This window comes from Vibrio sp. MMG023 (assembly GCF_021654215.1).
Taxonomy (GTDB): Bacteria; Pseudomonadota; Gammaproteobacteria; order Enterobacterales; family Vibrionaceae; genus Vibrio; species Vibrio jasicida.
The window spans coordinates 81,550-98,925 of the sequence record NZ_JAKFZP010000007.1 but is presented as its reverse complement, the minus strand read 5'-3'; the positions used below and the strand labels follow the sequence as shown (position 1 = coordinate 98,925).

The window sequence follows — 17,376 nt, the reverse complement described above, 5'->3', positions numbered from 1 at the left end:
CCTTGGTATACCTTTTCTTTATTCCTTGTCGACGATGAAACCTTGGAAGACCTCGACGAAGTGCTCGGTGAGGAAGTCCAACTGAATCTGCGTTTCTACACGTGATGCAATCGTCGTGATACCCAAGTTGTGAGCGGTTCGCGAGATCGAAGTCAGCGTGAATTTCTGTTTTTCGTCATGCAAGTTGTGCGTGAACAGGTAATCCAGTTTTACGTAATTCGGGCGGAACTCCTGAATGTACTCAAGTGACTGGAAGTTACGACCATAGTTATCAACACCGAATTCTGCACCTGACTGACGAATGGCATTACACAGTAGTGCTGTATGGTGTGGATGGTCGATGAAACACGCTTCTGGAACCTCAAAGTGCAGCATTGGCGCAACTTTCGAGTGCTTCTCTAGCATGCTGGTGGTCCAACGAATGAACGAAGGTTGCGACAGACTGCTTTGTGCAATGTTGATGGCAACAGGTTCGTTCAACTCACCGCTTTCTAGCATTTTAATCATCGACTCAATGACGTATTGGTCGAAGATGTTGGTGGCATCAAGCTGCTCTAAAGCAAACAGGTATTGGTTGGCACGGAAGGTCTCGCCATCTTTTTCGATACTAGAGAACACCTCGTTGTGGAATACCTTGCCCCATGTGTTTTTCGCAGATTGAAAACGGAATTTAATCCAATCACCGTGAATCGCTTCTTCAACCAGCGCTTTCCATTGCTGTTTACCCATTAGGTTAGAAGAGTTTTCACCACCCACGAAGCCGTAAGCTCTGTCTGGTTGCGCTTTTGCTTTCGATAGTGCGTTATCCACCATGGAAAGCACTTCTGAGCGTGTTTTCTGATCTTTACTGTGTGCCACGCCGAGCGAAGCTTTTGGTTTAGCAAGACCTGTTGGGTCTGTGTTTAGACCATTCACACAGTTGACGATGCTATCCGCTAGGATGCGCAGTTCGCTTTCATCCATGTGTGGGAATAACAGACCGAATTCGTCGCTTGATAGACGAGCAATGGTTGCTCCTGGTACATCGATGGTGTTTTTAAGACGTTGAGACAACTCTTTCACGTGGGCATCTGCGCGTTGGTAGTCTTTCGTTTCGTAGATGTCACCAATGTACTCTGCATGGAGTAGCGCGATACCCCCTTGCGTTTGTTCTGCCAACCATTGGTCCACTTGGTTGATGTAGAACGAGCGGTTACCCAGCTTGGAGATCGGATCTAGGTAAGCTTGTGCACGTAGGCGCTGCGCTTCTTTCGCTTGTTCTTTGAATGACAGTTCAATCTGAGCCGACATCATATTGATACCGTCTACGACTGCAATGAGGTCTTTGGTCTTTGGACGAGCAAGTGGGTCACCAAATTGGTTGTTGGCGATTTCGTGCATTTTCTTAACGATGGCTGCTAAAGGTTTGAGTGAGCGACGTAGGATGTAAGAAATCGCGACTAAACCCGCCAGGAAGATAACGCCAAATGCCGATAGCAGGCGAATAAAGCCTTGCCACAACTGTTCGTAAGCAGCACCTGGGTGGCTGATGATTTCTACTTCAGCCAGTTGCATCCAACCACTGGTTACGACGCGTTTATCGTGAATCGCTTTAAATAGATTCAGGTCGATAAACCACTGTGGGACATGGCTTGGCTTTACTGGGTACGAGCGCACGATCTGGTAATCCGAATCTAACGCGGTGAGACGTACGACAGAATAAGTACTGCCGTCAAACAACGCATTAATCACGGACTCGACTGCCACCTTATCTTTATCTTTTAGATACGGTGCCAATGCTAAACCAACGGTGTTAATGGTGTTGTTGACCTCTGAACGTTGCTGCTGCTCTAAGCTGTCTCGAGTAGTGTTGAATTGGATTACGAATACTGATGCCATCAACAGTAAAAAGACCGTAACCATTCCCACTACAAGCTTCTTATATAGGGTCATGTTTTTCACTCGTCATAGTTAATTTTAGGTTTCTTTAACTGCAACTTACGTTCGCGCGAGCGTAAGTCATTCCAAAGACTCAAACGTGAGGCTTTTCCTGCTAACTCTCCAGTGCCAGCAGAAGACTTCATTAGCCATAGGTTTGAACCATTAAAACTGTAAATCGGTAGCAAGTCGCTACGTTTGGAGGCTCGAACAATGTCTGGGTTGATATTGTCGAGAATGAGCGGCTCAGAGCTTGGGGTCGGGTAGTAAGCCAATACCATGTGGAATTGATCCAGTTCGATGGCTTTAACATAGATCAAGCGCATCTTAGAATCGGGTATGCCTAGCTCCAGCAGTGAGAAGTACTTAGCAATGGTGAAATCTTCACAATCGCCCGCATTACTGCCCAAAAATTCGAGCGGTGTTGCCCAGTAGTCTTTCTTTCCCCAAAGTTTGATGTCGTCAACGAAGTAAAGTTGGTTGAAAAAGTCGTTAACGCCTGCAAGCTTCTCATGAGTCTCCAGTGTTTTAAAAAAGTCGATGTTTTCCCGCCATGTTTTCACGCGCATTCCTGCCCGCTCACCATAAACTGAAGTGACCGTATCGACCCATCGCTGTTCCTTGCTGTTGAGCGCCCCAATTTGGAACGAAAAACAACTGATGCTGATTAATAATGTAACTTTACGCTTCAATTTGGGTGGCATATTCGACTCACATCACAAGTGTACCTTTGAAATGCGTTCGTGGGTGAGAAAAGTGCTTTTTATTTAACCACTTGTCGTCACTTAAGAACACATTATTTGTACCTTGCAGATACTTACTCCTTCAGTGCGTTGGTTTTGGCGCTCAAAATCGGTTTAAGCAAGTATTCCAAAACGGTTCGTTTCCCTGTGATGATATCGACCGATGCTGTCATTCCGGGAATGATTGGTAAGTCAGCATCTTGTCCAAAATTGGTTTTATCGGTACGGACTCGAACAATGTAGAAGCTGTTGCCTTCTTCATCTTGTGTGGTATCCGCACTGATGTGCTCTAGTTCACCCTCTAGACCGCCATATTTGGTGAAATCATACGCGGTAAACTTCACGATAGCGTGAAGGTCTGGACGCAAGAAAGCGATGTCTTTTGGGGCAATCTTTGCTTCGACCAATAAAGTGTCTTCGGTTGGAACGATTTCAACAATGTCCATACCAGGCTGAATAACACCACCAACGGTGTTCACGTTGAGAGTTTTGATGGTGCCGGTTACTGGAGAAACCACCACGGTGCGGTTTACTCGGTCTTCTAGGCCTACCGCGGATTCTACGAGTGCGGACAGTTGGTCTTGAGTGCTATTGAGCTTTTCTTGTTGTTCAGAGCGGAATTTCAATGCCACATCAATACGGTTAAGCATGGATTCACGTATCGCAGAACGAAGCACTGGAATTTTCAGTTCGCTAGAGGTCATCTCACGGCGAGTATCGTTTACTTGGCGTTGAAGTTTGAGTAGCTCAATACGAGGTACGACACCTTCGTCTGCCAGTGGCTTCGTGATGTCTAGCTCTTTCTTCGCGAATCGGTAGCTTTGGCGCAAGTTGTTAACTCGAGCCCTAATTTCAACCAAATCTTGTTGTTTCTGCTTAACTTGCTGATCGATAACTGACAGCTGGTTGCGTAAGTTGTCGAGATCTTCGCGGTACTCTGCTTTTTGGCGTTGGGTGAGGCGAGGTTGGTTCTCTTCAAGTGTCGGTGGGAACGTCAATTTACCGTAATCGAGTAAGACACTTTGTTCCCAGTCTTTGTCTTCAAAATCACGGTTCACTTCTACACTGCTGATGGAGGCTGAAAGCTGCAACACCGAGGCCGTTAAGTTCGCTACTTGTTGTTCACGTTCTCGAAAGTCTGAGCGAAATCGCGTGTCGTCAATCAGCAACAGCTGCTGGCCTTTCTCTACTTGTTCGCCTTCTTTTACTAAGATCTCTTTGACCAAGCCGCCTTCAAGGTTTTGTACCACTTGGATTTGAGAAGAAGGAATGACTTTGCCTTGACCAACCGTCACCTTGTCGATTTGCGCCCAAGATGCCCAGCCAATAGCAGCAACAAAAAACAACACCATAACCCACAACATAAGGCGGGCACTACTCGGAGTGTTCAGGAGCAAAGCAGCGGTTTTATCGTCAACAAAATCCAACTCGTCGTTGCTTAGCTTGTTGTAGTTGTCTCGGCTCATCACATTCCTTGTTTTATAAAGACGGTTTATCTTTTTGATCTTATTATTATTAACCGACCATGTCAGCATGCTCGGTTAATAAAAATGTGTGAAAGGGGTAGATGGTCCCTCTTTTACAGTGCCTTGAACTTTGTTTTATCCAACTGATGTCGTTTTAGTTTGTCATACAAGGTTTTTCGCGACACCTGTAATTCTAGTTGAACCTCTTTGAGTCTGCCTCTATGTCGTTGTAGTGCATCGAACAATAAGCAATATTCAAAGTGTTCTGTGCGTTGAGTCATACTTTGGATTTCAATGCTCTTTTCACTGTTCCAGTCTTCCATGCGAAACGCATCTGGTTTGAGGGCGCGCAATTCCGCAAACTGCCTCAATTGTTTGATGTTTTCTGGCCAAGCCAGTTCTGTTATTCGTTTTACTTCTGCCAAACTGATTTGTGGTGGTTGCAACTGATAACGACTGGCAGCATGGCGAACAAAATGTTTATACAGCGGGCCTATGTCTTCTTTGCGCTCGTCCAAGCTCGGCATGCGAATCAACTTAGCCAATGTCTCGACTCCTTGCACTACTTTGTTTGCGGCCCCAAACACGCGTTGTAAGCTTGGGTGCTTAAACAGGCATTGCCATTGTGGTAATGAGATGTGTTCGGCACTGTGAAGATACAAACTGCAATGTGGCCTCCCTTGTGACAAATGATAAATCGCTTTGTCGAACGCATCCGAGCTTAATTCATACAAATCTTCACCAGACGCGACGATCATTTCACTGTCTGACGTGGCATGAATATCGTGGGCAAATTGCGCAGCGAGTCTTCGTCCTGTGCCATCTTCGCCAAAAAAGATCAGTGGCTGGTGGAGTGAGGCGCTGATTAAGGTTCGACGAATATCGACCATAACTTGGCTATGACCAATCATTTTTGGCCCCACGTGCGTTTGCATATCGAGCTCTTTTTTCAACCAGACGTTTTCTTGCAATAGAGTCAGTTTGTCACTGGCGTTATTCAGTGATTTTAACAGTTGCTCTGTCGAGAATGGCTTTTCGAGAAAGTCATATGCGCCACTTTTCATCGCCTCTACCGCTGTTTTTACATCACCGTGGCCAGTGAGAACAATAAACTGAAAGTGATTGTTTTTGCTCAGCAGCGTGCGCATAAACTCTAAGCCGTTCATCACTGGCATATGGATATCGGTAATGATCAAGGCTGGTGTGTGCGGGTCGATAACGCGTAGTGCTTCGACTGCATTGGGAAAACAGGTTATTTCGATATCTTCAATTAAAAGCGCTTGTGATACAGCATCACGAATATGCGGTTCATCATCGACAAAGAAAACGGGATTATGCATAGGTGTTTTCCCCTAAGGAAGGTGTTGTAGCGAGTGGAACCGTGATAACAAAAGTCATGCCGTTTACTTTTTGTGTTTGAGCGTCTAGATGTTGGTAAGCGCTCAAAGCACCTTGGTAGCTCTCTAAAATACGTTTTGAAATGGTTAACCCTAAGCCCAATCCCTCGGGCTTGGTAGTGAAGAATGGGTCGAAGACTTTTGCTAAGGCACTCTCGGACATGCCTGGGCCGTTGTCGGAAACTAAAATATCGCAGTGAGTTTCTTCGCATTGCACGGCAATCGAAATTTGTGGATCAAGGCAGTAGCTATCCATGGCTTGCGCCGCATTATGAAAGAGGTTAATCAGCACTTGCTCAAGCTCAACGCTGTGAATCGCTAACCTCACGTTATATTCAATAGTTGGCACTTTTAATGTTACGCCTTGCTTGATTAGCTTGTTACTCAAAATTCGCGTGGCGTTGTGTACAGCATCATGCAGGATGGCGACTTCGCTGTGTTGGTTGCTGTCGGTTTTGCGTGTAAAGACTTTTAAACGAGCAATGACTTCGGCAATCGTGTTGTTGAGTGACAGCATCTTATCCAAATTGCTTGCCACCATAGGGTAACGCTCCTTTGCCATCAAACGTTGTGAGTTTTCGGTGTAGGTTCGCAGCGCGGCAAGCGGCTGGTTAATTTCGTGATTGATGCTGGCGGACAGCTCCCCAAGCAGTGCGAGTTTGGCGGCTTGCGTCAACTCTTGTTGAGTTTGCTTGAGTTCTTGCTGACTCTTCTCATATTGATGCACGGTTTGCTGCAATTTGTGGTTGGCTTGGCTGAGGACCAACGTTCTTTCCGAGACTTTTTCTTCCAAGTTCGCGTTCACATTCGCGAGGCGTGCTTTGTTGACCAGCATTTGGAACCAAGCCAAAGCAATTAAACCAACCAAGGCATACAACAGCAGATAAATGACATCGGCTTGAAGAACGGCGGTGAGTACTTCTTGCTGGCTGATCAGTGCTACAACACGGAAGCCTTTTTCAAACAACTGGGTCGCGTATGCTAGATAGTTTGGAGAGAGTAGAAGTTGATTGTTTTTAAACTGCGTCGCACCACTTTTTCCGGTTAACTCACCACGATATTCTGGTAGGGAGTGGCCGTATTGTTGGGTTTGACTGAGTTCATGTTTTGCTGCTTCGGAAAGTGGAAACAATGCGCGATAACGCCAATCCGGTAGATTACTCATGAAAACGACGTCATGCACGCCTGTGACGAGTAAATCTCCATCGTCTTGAACCAACCTTTGTTCAAGTTGTTCTAAGTTGACTTTAACCGTAATCACTCCCGCGACTTTGTCATCAACCCAAAGCGGAGATGAGAAGAAATAGCCCCGCTTATTAGAGCGAACGCCTAATCCAACGTATTGGGCTTTCTCGCCATTGAGCGCGTTCTGAAAATAAGGGCGAAAGGCAAAGTTAGAGCCCACAAAACTGTCGTCTTGCTGGTAATTACTTGATGCGATTACTAAGCCCGTTTTGTCGTGGACATAGATGGTATCGGCCAAGCTTTGTGTGAGCCATTCCGCCAACAAACGGTTAAGTGCATCAGACGGTTTTCCGATTTTTATAGCGTCGAGCAATCTTGGATCGTGGCTGAGTAGATTGGGGATTTGTTCAAACTTAGCCAACTCATAATCGATCTCCTGAGCAACTTGCGTGGCTTGGGTTTGAAGTTTTTTTTGCCATTGATCATGTTGATGCTGGGTTGCGTACTTATGAGTCGATATTAGCCCGACCATACCGATGGCGAGCAACACCAGCAAAAAATGGCGCAGAGCTTTGGGGTTGAGTAGGTTCACGGTTGGCTCACTCGTTTTTAACGCCATGTTATCAAAAGGCATTTAACGATGCTGTGAGCCGCAGCGACAACGTGACACAACACAAATCGCAATCAGAGTTATCGTTTGCTGTCCTTGAAATTGAGTATCATCGGGCGCACAATCGGAAAAAACGAGTGAAGGAGTGAAGATGGAACTTGCTGATATTCGTCGTGAGTACACAAAAGGTGGCCTGCGTCGTAAAGATTTAAAAGCAGATCCTGTCGATCAATTTAATTTGTGGTTGGCGCAAGCGGTAGAAGCTGGCTTGACCGACCCTACTGCAATGACCGTTGCCACGGTTGATGAGAATGGCATGCCATTTCAACGTATCGTACTACTAAAAAGTGTCGATAAAGATGGTTTTGTGTTTTACACCAACTTGGGCAGCCGCAAAGCACAGCAGCTTGGGCACAATAGCAATATCAGCCTACATTTCCCTTGGCATCCGCTTGAGCGTCAGGTCCATATTACGGGCGTTGCAGAGAAGCTGTCACCGATGGAGAACATGAAATATTTCACTTCTCGCCCGAAAGAGAGTCAGCTTGCTGCTATCGCCAGTAAACAGAGTAGTCGTATTTCCGCTCGAGGCGTGTTGGAAGGCAAATTCCTAGAGCTGAAACAGAAATTCGCCAAAGGGGAAATCCCAATGCCAACCTTCTGGGGTGGCTTCCGTGTGAAACCACAAAGTATCGAGTTTTGGCAAGGTGGCGAGCACCGCTTGCATGATCGTTTCTTATTTTCTAATCAAGAAGGGGCGTGGGACATTGATCGTCTTGCGCCATAATCACGCGAAAAAAAAGAATAAAAAAACACCGCCCAATTTGGCGGTGTTTTTGTTTATTAAGAATCAGCGTTCGCCGTTAAGCACCACAGAGAGCTGATGTTTAAGTAGGGTCTTTGGCACAATGGAGCCGTAACCAGCTTCCATCGCTTTGTCGATCAACTCATTCTTGCTGTTGGCTTCAAACTTCGTACGTAGACGAGCAACATGCCCCTCTACTGTTTTAGTGGAAATACCCATGACCTGAGAGATGAATTGCGGTTTTTTTCCATACAGCAATAGGAATAAGGTTTCTTGTTCGCGGCAGGTTAGCTTTTCGGGTTCGGGTTTCAGGTTCGAGAAGCGGAAGATTGATTTTTTGCTCGGGTTTCCACCAATGGCTCGGCAAACCCAATAGCCTACTTCGATGACGGCGGTATCAGTCAGTTCACGCCCATAAAAGATGGTGCCAATGATGTTGCCATCGTCATCTCGCCACGGCGTTTTAGTAAAGATATGTGCTCGCCAATGACCATCAGGATAGGGGTGGATATCGAGGATCTTCAGTGACTCGCCAGTCTCAATAACATGCTTATCTTGCTCTTGAAACTCTTTTGCACACTCAATGGTTGGGCTCGCCATTTCAAAGTCTGTCTTTCCAATACAGGCTTCAGGTGAATCGTAGCCTATCAATTCTGCGTATTCCTGATTCACATATCGGAATACTGACGCTTTATCTTTGCATCCCCAACAACCCGGTAGCTGTCGGAGGAGCGACTGTTCTATGGTATTGACTGGAATATTCACAAGAGGGCTCACTACTGCTACGTATCGCCTGCTTTATTGCAGGTCAGTGTTCTCACTTCGATTATCCTGAAATTTCTCTTACGAAATCGTTCCTTGATCATGCTTTCAGGAATTGCGCCAGACAAACTGGAAAAGAGAGAAGATAGATCAAGTTAGCTCAGCGTGATGATTAAGCTCAGGATACGGTGAGGTGGCCCATATAATATCAGCTTATGCCATTGTTTTCATTGGCGTAGAGCAAAAAAAAGGCCAGCCTGAAGACGGGCTGGCAACACAAGATATAATCTTGTCGACGTGTAGAAGAGGTTCTAAATTACATAGCGAGGGTCTGCTAAGTAAGTTAGAGGTATCAAGTAGATACCGGTGAACTCAGGGTCGTATGCATCCTAGAGCTCGAGGTCTAATGTATTGAATTGAGCGTATATTGGTAAGGGGGGAATTCCCTCTATGTTGCTGTTTTCTGGTTAATTCATGCGCTTTTGATCGTAATTTTGACCTCTTGACTTACATTGGTGTGCACTTCAACCGCAAAGATCTTTTGAGTCGAGCTGTCTCAACTTTAGTAATTTTGACTATCTATCCGTTTTTGTTAAAAAAATTGGTTGCACATTGACCGTAAGTTACTCTTACATGATCATCGTTCCGGAACTATGATCATGTAGAATGCCTTGATCGTGTTGGTTTGATCTTATGCGATTGAGTTGGGGAAGATTTGCAACCCGACCGAGAAGGTATATGATGCCAAGGTGTAAGCCGACCGTGAAAGACGACTGTTTTAAATGAGTGATTCAAATAACCCGAAAGCCCCGCTGTATAAAGAGATCGCGCTGCCTAAACCAGCAGAGTTGATCACGCTTCCGTCTTATATGGATTGCCATGATCATGCTTACACGCAGATCGTGATCGGTTTGAAAGGCCAAGCGGAATTTGAAGTTCGTGGACAGGGTAATTTAGTTGGTCCGGGACAAGGTTGCATCGTAACGGCGTCTTCTGATCATGCTTTCGGCGGCGTGATTCATCAATCAGACATTTTGGTACTCAACATGCCAAAGCCTGCTAATGATGATCCTGAGATGCTACAGAAAATCAATAATCTAGAGCGCTCTCACCTTTACTTCCAACTGGATGGTCAAATCCAAAAGCTGATTCAGATGTTGGTACAGGAGATGCGTAATCATCCTGATGATTTGCTGCTTAGTCGCGCTTGTAACGATACTGTGATTGCGTTGATGCAACGCCATATCTCTTCATTTGAAACATCAAAAAAAGATTCACGATTCGATTTGGATGCGATAGATCGTTACATCGAACAGCATTTGAGCCATAAAATCAGTGTTGCGCAGTTGGCAGGTAGTGTGTTCTTGGGCGAAAGCCAGTTCCACAGCTTATTTAAAGAGCAAATGGGTATAACGCCGCATCAGTATGTGCTAGGTAAACGTATTGATATGGCGCGTGATTTGATTGAGCAAGGCCACCTTACATTCGGCCAGATAGCCGAATTTACAGGTTTTTCTAGCCAAAGTACTTTCACGCATACTTTTACTCGTTTACAAGGTTTGTCACCTTCGCAGTATAAGAAACAGAGTTAATAAAATATCTTTCTTTTTGTTCGTCTTGTTGCTTATTGATAGAACGCCGCGCATTGGTCGCGGCTTTTTTACGTCTGTATTTTGCACAGGAAAGTCGAACTTTTTTGCGTAATTCCCCTTTAAATTTTCAGTGTTTTTGCCCATTCCTCACAAAATCACAATCTAAATCCTTCTTATTCAAATAAAAATTGCCCAAAACCTGTCTACTTTTGTTGTAAATGACATGCAAAAATTAATTTTTACAACACAATATATTATCTAATTGCGTGTGACTATGTAGATGTTTTGTTATAAAAGCGAGTTTTTAGCAAAAAGCTCGGAGTTTTTGACAAGTATTCTTCTCGGGCTCAAAATACACTGCCAGCCATTGATGATCCTCGAAGCGGTTTTCGAGGAGAGAGATTGAGGAAAACGCATGTTTACTGCAACAAACGTGTTAACACCGGAATTTATCGAGCAACCGCTTGATAAGTTGTGGTCACTGATCTCGCCATTGTACATGGTGGACGAGTCTCAATGGCTAGAGCAATTATTGCCACTAGCAACGCCGACAGCGGAAGAAAAGTCGGCAATCACGACCCAAACAACTCAGCTTATCGAAGCCATTCGTGCCGATAAGAAGTCAATTCAGATGATTGATGCGCTGTTGTTGGAATACAGCCTAGATACTCAAGAAGGCATCTTGTTGATGTGTCTTGCAGAAGCGTTGATGCGTATTCCGGATTCAGCGACGGCCGATGCACTGATTAAAGACAAGTTAAGTGTTGCGGATTGGAAATCTCACCTTAAGAGTTCAGATTCTGTCTTCGTTAACGCTTCAACTTGGGGTTTGATGCTGACAGGTAAAGTGATTGGCATTGGTGACCAAGAAACCCAGAGCCCAAGTCAGGCTGTAAACCGTCTGGTGAACAAATTCTCTGAACCTGTGATTCGTAAAGCCATGTATCAGGCAATGAAGATCATGGGTCACCAGTTTGTACGTGGTCGTACGATTGAAGAAGCACAAAAGAACGGCCGGCCAATGCGCGACAAAGGTTTCACTTACTCATTCGATATGTTGGGTGAAGCGGCGCTAACCACGGCAGACGCAAGTAAGTACTTCAAAGACTACCTAATGGCGATTGAAGCCGTAGGTCGAGAAACGTATGGCAGTGACACGAGTCCTGCGCCTTCTGTTTCTATCAAGCTTTCAGCACTTCACCCACGTTACGAAGTAGCGAATGAAGAACGCGTGATGACTGAGCTTTACGATACGCTGACGCAACTGCTTAAGCGCGCTATCGAAGTGGATGTTGCCATCACGATTGATGCAGAAGAAGCAGACCGCCTTGAGCTGTCACTGAAGCTGTTCGAAAAACTGTACCGTAGCGATCTACTCAAAGGCTGGGGCAAGTTTGGTCTTGTGGTTCAAGCCTACTCGAAACGTGCGCTGCCAGTATTGGCATGGTTGAACGGTTTAGCGAAAGAGCAGGGCGATCTTATCCCACTGCGTCTCGTGAAAGGCGCGTACTGGGACAGCGAAATTAAGTGGTCGCAACAAGCTGGTTACGAGAATTACCCTGTTTACACGCGCAAAGAAGCGACGGATGTTGCTTACCTCGCGTGTGCACGCTTCCTACTAAGTGAAGGCGTGCGCGGTAATATCTTCCCGCAGTTTGCTAGTCACAACGCGCACACTGTTACTGCGATTGCTGTGATGGCAGAGCACAAAGATTACGAATTCCAACGTCTGCATGGTATGGGCGATTCGCTTTATAACCATGTAATGGACACTTATGGTCAGCCAGTACGTATTTACGCGCCAGTCGGTAGCCATGCGGATCTACTGCCTTACTTGGTTCGTCGCTTACTAGAAAACGGCGCGAACAGCTCGTTTGTACACCGTTTGGTGGACGCGCGTTGCCCAATTTCAGAGCTGACGCATCACCCTGTTGATGTGTTGACCTCGTTTGAGACCTTGCACAACGGTCAAATTCCAATGCCAACCGGCATCTTCCCGGAGCGTAAAAACTCATACGGTGTGAACGTTGATATTGATAGCGAAGCGAAGCCGTTTGAAGGGCAGGTTGAAAGCTTCCTGAATCAGAAGTGGACTGCGGGTCCGATCATCAACGGCGTGAAACATGCCGAAAGCATGATCAAGGAAAACTCCGCAGAGATCATTACTGCACCTTACGATCGTCGTATTGAAGTGGGTCAGGTGGCTTTTGCAAGCCTTGATCATGTTTCCGCTGCAATCGAAGCGGCTGATGCTGCATTCCCTGAGTGGAAAGGCACTGCAATTGAACAAAAAGCGGTGTGCCTAGATAAGCTTGCGGATCTGATGGAAGAAAACTTGGCTGAGCTGGTGGCGATTTGTCACCAAGAAGCGGGTAAGACGATTCATGACAGCATTGATGAAGTGCGTGAAGCGGTCGACTTCTGTCGTTACTACGCGAAACAAGCGCAAAATCTTCAGCCGTTTGAGCTAGAAGGCTTTGATGGCGTGAAACGCATGTCTAGCCGTGAAGGGTTAGGTGTATTCGTTTGTATCAGCCCATGGAACTTCCCACTCGCGATTTTCCTTGGTCAAGTCACAGCCGCATTAGTTGCAGGTAACACCGTCGTCGCTAAGCCTGCTGAACAAACTAGCTTAATTGCGGCGCGAGCGATCGAATTGATGTTAGAAGCCGGCTTCCCTGCTGGTGTGATTCAGCTATTGCCGGGTCGTGGTGGTGAAATTGGTCATGCATTAACGTCTCACGATGCGATTGCAGGCGTGGCATTTACTGGTTCGACAGCAACAGCGCAGCGCATCAATGTGACGCTTGCCGAGCGTAGCGCGAAGCCAGTACCGTTTATCGCTGAAACTGGCGGTCAGAACGCCATGATTGTGGATAGTACGGCACTACCAGAACAAGTTGTGCGTGACGTGATTCGTTCCGCTTTTGCTTCTGCTGGTCAACGCTGTTCCGCTCTGCGCGTTCTGTTCGTTCAAGAAGATGTTGCGGATCGCATCATCAACCTTATCCAAGGTGCAATGAATGAACTGCATGTTGGTATTCCTTACCTACACAAAACCGATGTGGGTCCGGTTATCGACAGCAATGCAAAAAACAAACTCCTTGCTCACCTAGAGCACATGACAAGCACGCAAACCAAAGTTGCTCAATTGCAATTGGATGAAGTTTGTCAGCACGGTGATTTTGTGTCGCCAAGTGCGTTCGAAATCTCGGGCATTGATGTTCTGAAAGAAGAGCAATTCGGTCCTATCTTGCACATTGTTCGCTTTAAAGCGTCTGAGTTGCCAAACGTGGTTGAGCAAATCAACCAAACTGGTTTTGGTCTCACAATGGGCATCCACAGCCGTAACGAAACCACTTACCGTTGGATTGAAAAACACGCTCGCGTGGGTAACTGCTACATCAACCGCGACCAGGTTGGTGCGGTGGTTGGCGTTCAGCCATTCGGTGGTCAAGGTTTGTCAGGCACGGGTCCGAAGGCAGGTGGTCCTCACTACCTATACCGCTTTACTAAACAACATCTTGTTCAAGCAGAGAAGGCGTAAGGAGTCGCATTATGGTTCATCAGATCACGTATTTTAAAGATGCATTCTCTGCGTGGGAGCAGTGGAATCTGACCGATTTTGATTACAAATGTGAGCATTTGCTGGCATTTAAATCTGCGATTGAAGAGCAGCATAGCGTGGCGGGCAAAGTGGTGTCTTACCACTTGCAGCAAGCGTCTGCTCTGTTGGCAGAAACTCATCAGTTAGTGGGGCCTACGGGCGAAACTAACGAGCTGTACGCAGCGGGTCGCGGTGTGGCTTTGGTTGTTTGTGAGAACAACCTAGCAAATACCGAGAACGCTCTGTACAGCACCTTTGCAATGATCACCTGTGCTCTGATTGCAGGCAACAGCGTGGTGATTTGCAGTGACAATACGGAACTTAATCAGATGGTTAAGCAGGCTGTAACGTCAGCAAACTTCCCATCTAACTTAATCCAAGTGGTTGCGTACGACGCGTCTTCCCCGCTGTTAGACAGCGACGTACGTAGTGTTGGTTATGTTGGGCATTCACAGGTTGAGCATGCGCTTAACCTGCAACTGGCTAAGCGTGACGGTGCCATCGTCGGTTTAGTTTCTGAAACGGATTTAGAGTCACCGACATTGACTCATGATCCTCATCTGTCGTTGCGCTTCATTACTGAGCGTACTCGAACGATAAATATTACAGCAGTGGGCGGTAACGCGACTCTACTCGAGTTGGGAAGCGACTCCCACTAACCTGACTTGTGATACCAATCTGAATCAAAAGAGCCTGAGAGCTTACTCGGGTTGGTATCTCTTACTTTGATGTATTGCTGCGATGGCAAAATATCAAAGCGGGCAAGGAAGGAAATAATTATAACGAGGACTATCAAATGATAGAAAATAGCTTTGCTATCACGACCACTTTTGTGGCGTATTTACTAATTATGGTTGCCATTGGCGTTTACGCGTATAAGAGGACTTCCAATTCATCTGACTACTTCCTAGGTGGTCGTAGCCTTGGTCCATGGCCAGCGGCACTCTCTGCGGGCGCATCAGACATGAGTGGTTGGTTGCTGCTGGGTCTTCCGGGGTATGCGTATGCAGCAGGTATCGAAGCGTTCTGGCTAGCGGGTGGTCTGCTACTGGGTACGTGGGCAAACTGGTTGATCAATGCGAAGCGTCTACGTACGTATAGTATTCAAACCGATTCACTAACGCTGCCTGAGTTCCTGTCGCGTCGCTTCAACGATAAGTCGAAACTGATTCAGACAATCTCTGCGTTCTTCATTCTTTTATTCTTCCTTTTCTACACCAGCTCAGGCTTGGTTGCAGGGGGTAAACTGTTTGAAACCGTATTCGGCTTGGATTACAGCATTGCCGTTATCATCGGTACCGTGTGTGTGGTTTCGTACACGCTATTTGGTGGCTTCCTGGCGGTATCTTGGACGGATTTAGTACAAGGTCTATTGATGGCGGCGGCACTGATGATTGTGCCTGTTGCTGTAATGGACGGCGGTCTAGGTCAACTAGCGACTGACATGCACAACATCAACCCAGAGCTATTAACGCTATGGAACGATGTGAAAGGTGAACCTCTATCGGCTATCGCGATCATTTCGCTAGCGGCTTGGGGCCTAGGCTACTTTGGTCAGCCACATATCCTAGCGCGTTTTAAAGCTTCTCGTTCAAACAAAGACCTAACAACAGCGCGTCGTATCGCTGTGGGTTGGACTGCGCTGTCTATGGCGGGTGCAATGCTTGTGGGTCTTGTTGGTCTAGTGTGGGTAACAGGTCACCCTGGTACCCAACTGGATGATGGTGAGAAAATCTTCATGCTATTGGTGAATACGGTATTCCACCCAGTGATTGCAGGTATCCTACTGGCGGCAATTCTTGCGGCGGTAATGAGTACTGCAGATTCACAGCTTCTAGTATCTTCATCAGCTCTTGCTGAAGACTTCTACAAGCAAGTGATTAAGCCAGATGCAACGTCTGAAGAAGTGGTAATGATTGGTCGTGTAGGCGTTATCGTGATTTCTCTTATCGCGCTATTCCTAGCAATGACGCCAGATAGCTCTGTTCTAGGTCTTGTATCTTACGCTTGGGCAGGCTTTGGTGCTGCGTTTGGTCCGGCAGTTGTACTTAGCCTTTACTGGAGCGGTATGAACCGTAACGGCGCACTAGCAGGTATCCTAATCGGTGGTGTGACTATCGTGGTTTGGAAACAGCTAACAGGCGGTTGGTTCGATGTGTACGAAATCGTACCGGGCATCATCTTCTCTACTATCGCTATCGTGGTTGTGAGCAAAATGACTGGCGGTGCTGCGCAAGACGTACTAGAGCAACACAAAGAGTACCAGAAGAAGTTGGTTGAACTAGACTAATCATTCTCAAGTGAAAACAAAGCCCGCGACCATCGCGGGCTTTTTTGCTTTTAGTGACGGATTTTGGCGTAAACTACAGTGTTACTTAATTCCCCTGAGGTAGACAGGCGGTCGTGTCTCAACTCGCCTTCAAAATCATAACCACAACGCTCTGCGACGGCGCGGCTTTTTAGGTTGGTTGAATCTGCCGTAATAGCAATGCGCCTCGCACCAAGATCTTCGAACGCGTAGCGCTCTAGTTCAAGCACCGCTTCGGAAATGTAGCCGCTACCAACAGCGATATCATCTAACCAGTAGCCAATCTCAAATGCCGGTACTTCTTGGTCTCTAATCATCAGGCCAACGGCACCAATTAAGCGATCGCTTTCCTTTTCGATAATGAAGTAACGCAATTCTTCTTCGAAGTTTTCAAAGTTGGCGATGGCTTTTTCTGTTCCCTCAATCATGGCTTCTAGCGTGAGCACATGTGGCACCCAAGGAAGGTACGTTTCGAGCGTCTTCTGGCTGCGCACAACCGCTTGATGTGCTTCTTCTGCACGTTCCAAACAAGCAGGGACTAACTTAAGACGTTTCGTTTCCATATCGATTCTCCTTTGGGTGAAAAATGAACGAAAAATCATTTAATCAGATGTACTTAGAATGATCTAGTCGTTAGTACAATATTATTCGCTTGGTTTGCTTGGAAGAACCTGAGAGAATCGTACGGTTATTAAACCAACTAGGTTCATTATGAAACTTTTAGTAAGAAACTTGGCTCGTGAAACGACCGAGCAAGATATGCGCACATTATTCTCAGCGCACGGCAAAGTAGAACTTTGTACTCTGGTTCTTGATCAAGAAACGGGTCTATCGAAAGGGTTTGGCTTTGTGATCATGCCAGATGAAGCAGAAGCAATTGCTGCACTAGAAGCGCTAAACCTTTCTAGCGTCGCGAAAAGCAAAATCCGCGTGAAAGTCGCTCAAGACTAAGATAGAGAAAAGCCAGCATCATCGCTGGCTTTT

At 46.4% G+C, this 17,376-nt stretch carries 13 protein-coding genes; 6 read left to right on the top strand and 7 right to left on the bottom strand.

Features of this window, described 5'->3' with window-relative positions; all coding sequences use genetic code 11:
- Positions 1-18: 18 nt before the first annotated feature.
- The 5 genes from L1076_RS21455 to L1076_RS21435 form a co-directional block, all read right to left on the bottom strand.
- On the bottom strand, positions 19-1,932 hold the full coding sequence (locus L1076_RS21455; protein WP_038871616.1) for a LapD/MoxY N-terminal periplasmic domain-containing protein: 1,914 nt from the start codon (positions 1,930-1,932) through the stop codon (positions 19-21).
- Positions 1,933-1,937: 5 nt separating this feature from the next.
- Positions 1,938-2,621 (bottom strand): transglutaminase-like cysteine peptidase, encoded by a 684-nt coding sequence (locus L1076_RS21450; RefSeq protein WP_038871574.1) that lies wholly within the window; start codon positions 2,619-2,621, stop codon positions 1,938-1,940.
- 113 nt (positions 2,622-2,734) lie between these two features.
- Positions 2,735-4,126, bottom strand: a complete 1,392-nt coding sequence (locus L1076_RS21445) for an HlyD family type I secretion periplasmic adaptor subunit (protein WP_038871570.1) — start codon at positions 4,124-4,126, stop codon at positions 2,735-2,737.
- Between the two features lie 113 nt (positions 4,127-4,239).
- Complete coding sequence (locus tag L1076_RS21440; RefSeq protein WP_102388943.1) at positions 4,240-5,466, bottom strand: response regulator; 1,227 nt, start codon at positions 5,464-5,466, stop codon at positions 4,240-4,242.
- Positions 5,459-7,342, bottom strand: a complete 1,884-nt coding sequence (locus tag L1076_RS21435; protein ID WP_237304429.1) for an ATP-binding protein — start codon at positions 7,340-7,342, stop codon at positions 5,459-5,461. The genes L1076_RS21440 and L1076_RS21435 overlap by 8 nt, the downstream gene beginning before the upstream one ends.
- Positions 7,343-7,469: 127 nt before the next feature.
- On the opposite strand from L1076_RS21435, the gene pdxH reads away from it, so the two are divergent.
- On the top strand, positions 7,470-8,105 hold the full coding sequence (gene pdxH / locus L1076_RS21430; protein ID WP_237304428.1) for a pyridoxamine 5'-phosphate oxidase: 636 nt from the start codon (positions 7,470-7,472) through the stop codon (positions 8,103-8,105).
- Between the two features lie 63 nt (positions 8,106-8,168).
- Here pdxH and L1076_RS21425 read toward each other — a convergent pair whose 3' ends face one another.
- Complete coding sequence (locus L1076_RS21425) at positions 8,169-8,888, bottom strand: helix-turn-helix transcriptional regulator (RefSeq protein ID WP_080774286.1); 720 nt, start codon at positions 8,886-8,888, stop codon at positions 8,169-8,171.
- Between the two features lie 779 nt (positions 8,889-9,667).
- Here L1076_RS21425 and L1076_RS21420 point away from each other — a divergent pair.
- The 4 genes from L1076_RS21420 (at position 9,668) to putP (ending at position 16,374) form a co-directional block, all read left to right on the top strand.
- Positions 9,668-10,477, top strand: coding sequence for an AraC family transcriptional regulator (locus tag L1076_RS21420; RefSeq protein WP_038879960.1), 810 nt, complete (start codon positions 9,668-9,670; stop codon positions 10,475-10,477).
- A gap of 415 nt (positions 10,478-10,892) precedes the next feature.
- Entirely contained in the window at positions 10,893-14,024 is a 3,132-nt protein-coding gene (gene putA / locus L1076_RS21415; protein ID WP_237304427.1) for a bifunctional proline dehydrogenase/L-glutamate gamma-semialdehyde dehydrogenase PutA, read from the top strand.
- A gap of 11 nt (positions 14,025-14,035) precedes the next feature.
- Positions 14,036-14,743, top strand: a complete 708-nt coding sequence (locus tag L1076_RS21410; RefSeq protein ID WP_038871556.1) for a 1-pyrroline-5-carboxylate dehydrogenase — start codon at positions 14,036-14,038, stop codon at positions 14,741-14,743.
- 137 nt (positions 14,744-14,880) lie between these two features.
- Complete coding sequence (gene putP / locus L1076_RS21405) at positions 14,881-16,374, top strand: sodium/proline symporter PutP (protein WP_038871553.1); 1,494 nt, start codon at positions 14,881-14,883, stop codon at positions 16,372-16,374.
- Between the two features lie 50 nt (positions 16,375-16,424).
- On the opposite strand, the gene L1076_RS21400 is transcribed toward putP, so the two are convergent.
- Entirely contained in the window at positions 16,425-16,955 is a 531-nt protein-coding gene (locus L1076_RS21400) for a GNAT family N-acetyltransferase (protein ID WP_237304426.1), read from the bottom strand.
- 148 nt (positions 16,956-17,103) lie between these two features.
- On the opposite strand from L1076_RS21400, the gene L1076_RS21395 reads away from it, so the two are divergent.
- The gene (locus L1076_RS21395) at positions 17,104-17,343 is read left to right on the top strand and encodes an RNA recognition motif containing protein (protein WP_038871547.1); all 240 of its coding nucleotides are present in this window, start codon (positions 17,104-17,106) and stop codon (positions 17,341-17,343) included.
- The last annotated feature ends 33 nt before the right edge of the window (positions 17,344-17,376 follow it).

Excerpts from the sequence above, each read along its gene's own strand:
- L1076_RS21455 (WP_038871616.1), bottom strand. The coding sequence starts at position 1,932 with ATGACCCTATATAAGAAGCTTGTAGTGGGAATGGTTACGGTCTTTTTA.
- L1076_RS21450 (WP_038871574.1), bottom strand. The coding sequence starts at position 2,621 with ATGCCACCCAAATTGAAGCGTAAAGTTACATTATTAATCAGCATCAGT.
- L1076_RS21445 (WP_038871570.1), bottom strand. The coding sequence starts at position 4,126 with ATGAGCCGAGACAACTACAACAAGCTAAGCAACGACGAGTTGGATTTT.
- L1076_RS21440 (WP_102388943.1), bottom strand. The coding sequence starts at position 5,466 with ATGCATAATCCCGTTTTCTTTGTCGATGATGAACCGCATATTCGTGAT.
- L1076_RS21435 (WP_237304429.1), bottom strand. The coding sequence starts at position 7,342 with ATGCCTTTTGATAACATGGCGTTAAAAACGAGTGAGCCAACCGTGAAC.
- pdxH (WP_237304428.1), top strand. The coding sequence starts at position 7,470 with ATGGAACTTGCTGATATTCGTCGTGAGTACACAAAAGGTGGCCTGCGT.
- L1076_RS21420 (WP_038879960.1), top strand. The coding sequence starts at position 9,668 with ATGAGTGATTCAAATAACCCGAAAGCCCCGCTGTATAAAGAGATCGCG.
- putA (WP_237304427.1), top strand. The coding sequence starts at position 10,893 with ATGTTTACTGCAACAAACGTGTTAACACCGGAATTTATCGAGCAACCG.
- L1076_RS21410 (WP_038871556.1), top strand. The coding sequence starts at position 14,036 with ATGGTTCATCAGATCACGTATTTTAAAGATGCATTCTCTGCGTGGGAG.
- putP (WP_038871553.1), top strand. The coding sequence starts at position 14,881 with ATGATAGAAAATAGCTTTGCTATCACGACCACTTTTGTGGCGTATTTA.
- L1076_RS21400 (WP_237304426.1), bottom strand. The coding sequence starts at position 16,955 with ATGGAAACGAAACGTCTTAAGTTAGTCCCTGCTTGTTTGGAACGTGCA.
- L1076_RS21395 (WP_038871547.1), top strand. The coding sequence starts at position 17,104 with ATGAAACTTTTAGTAAGAAACTTGGCTCGTGAAACGACCGAGCAAGAT.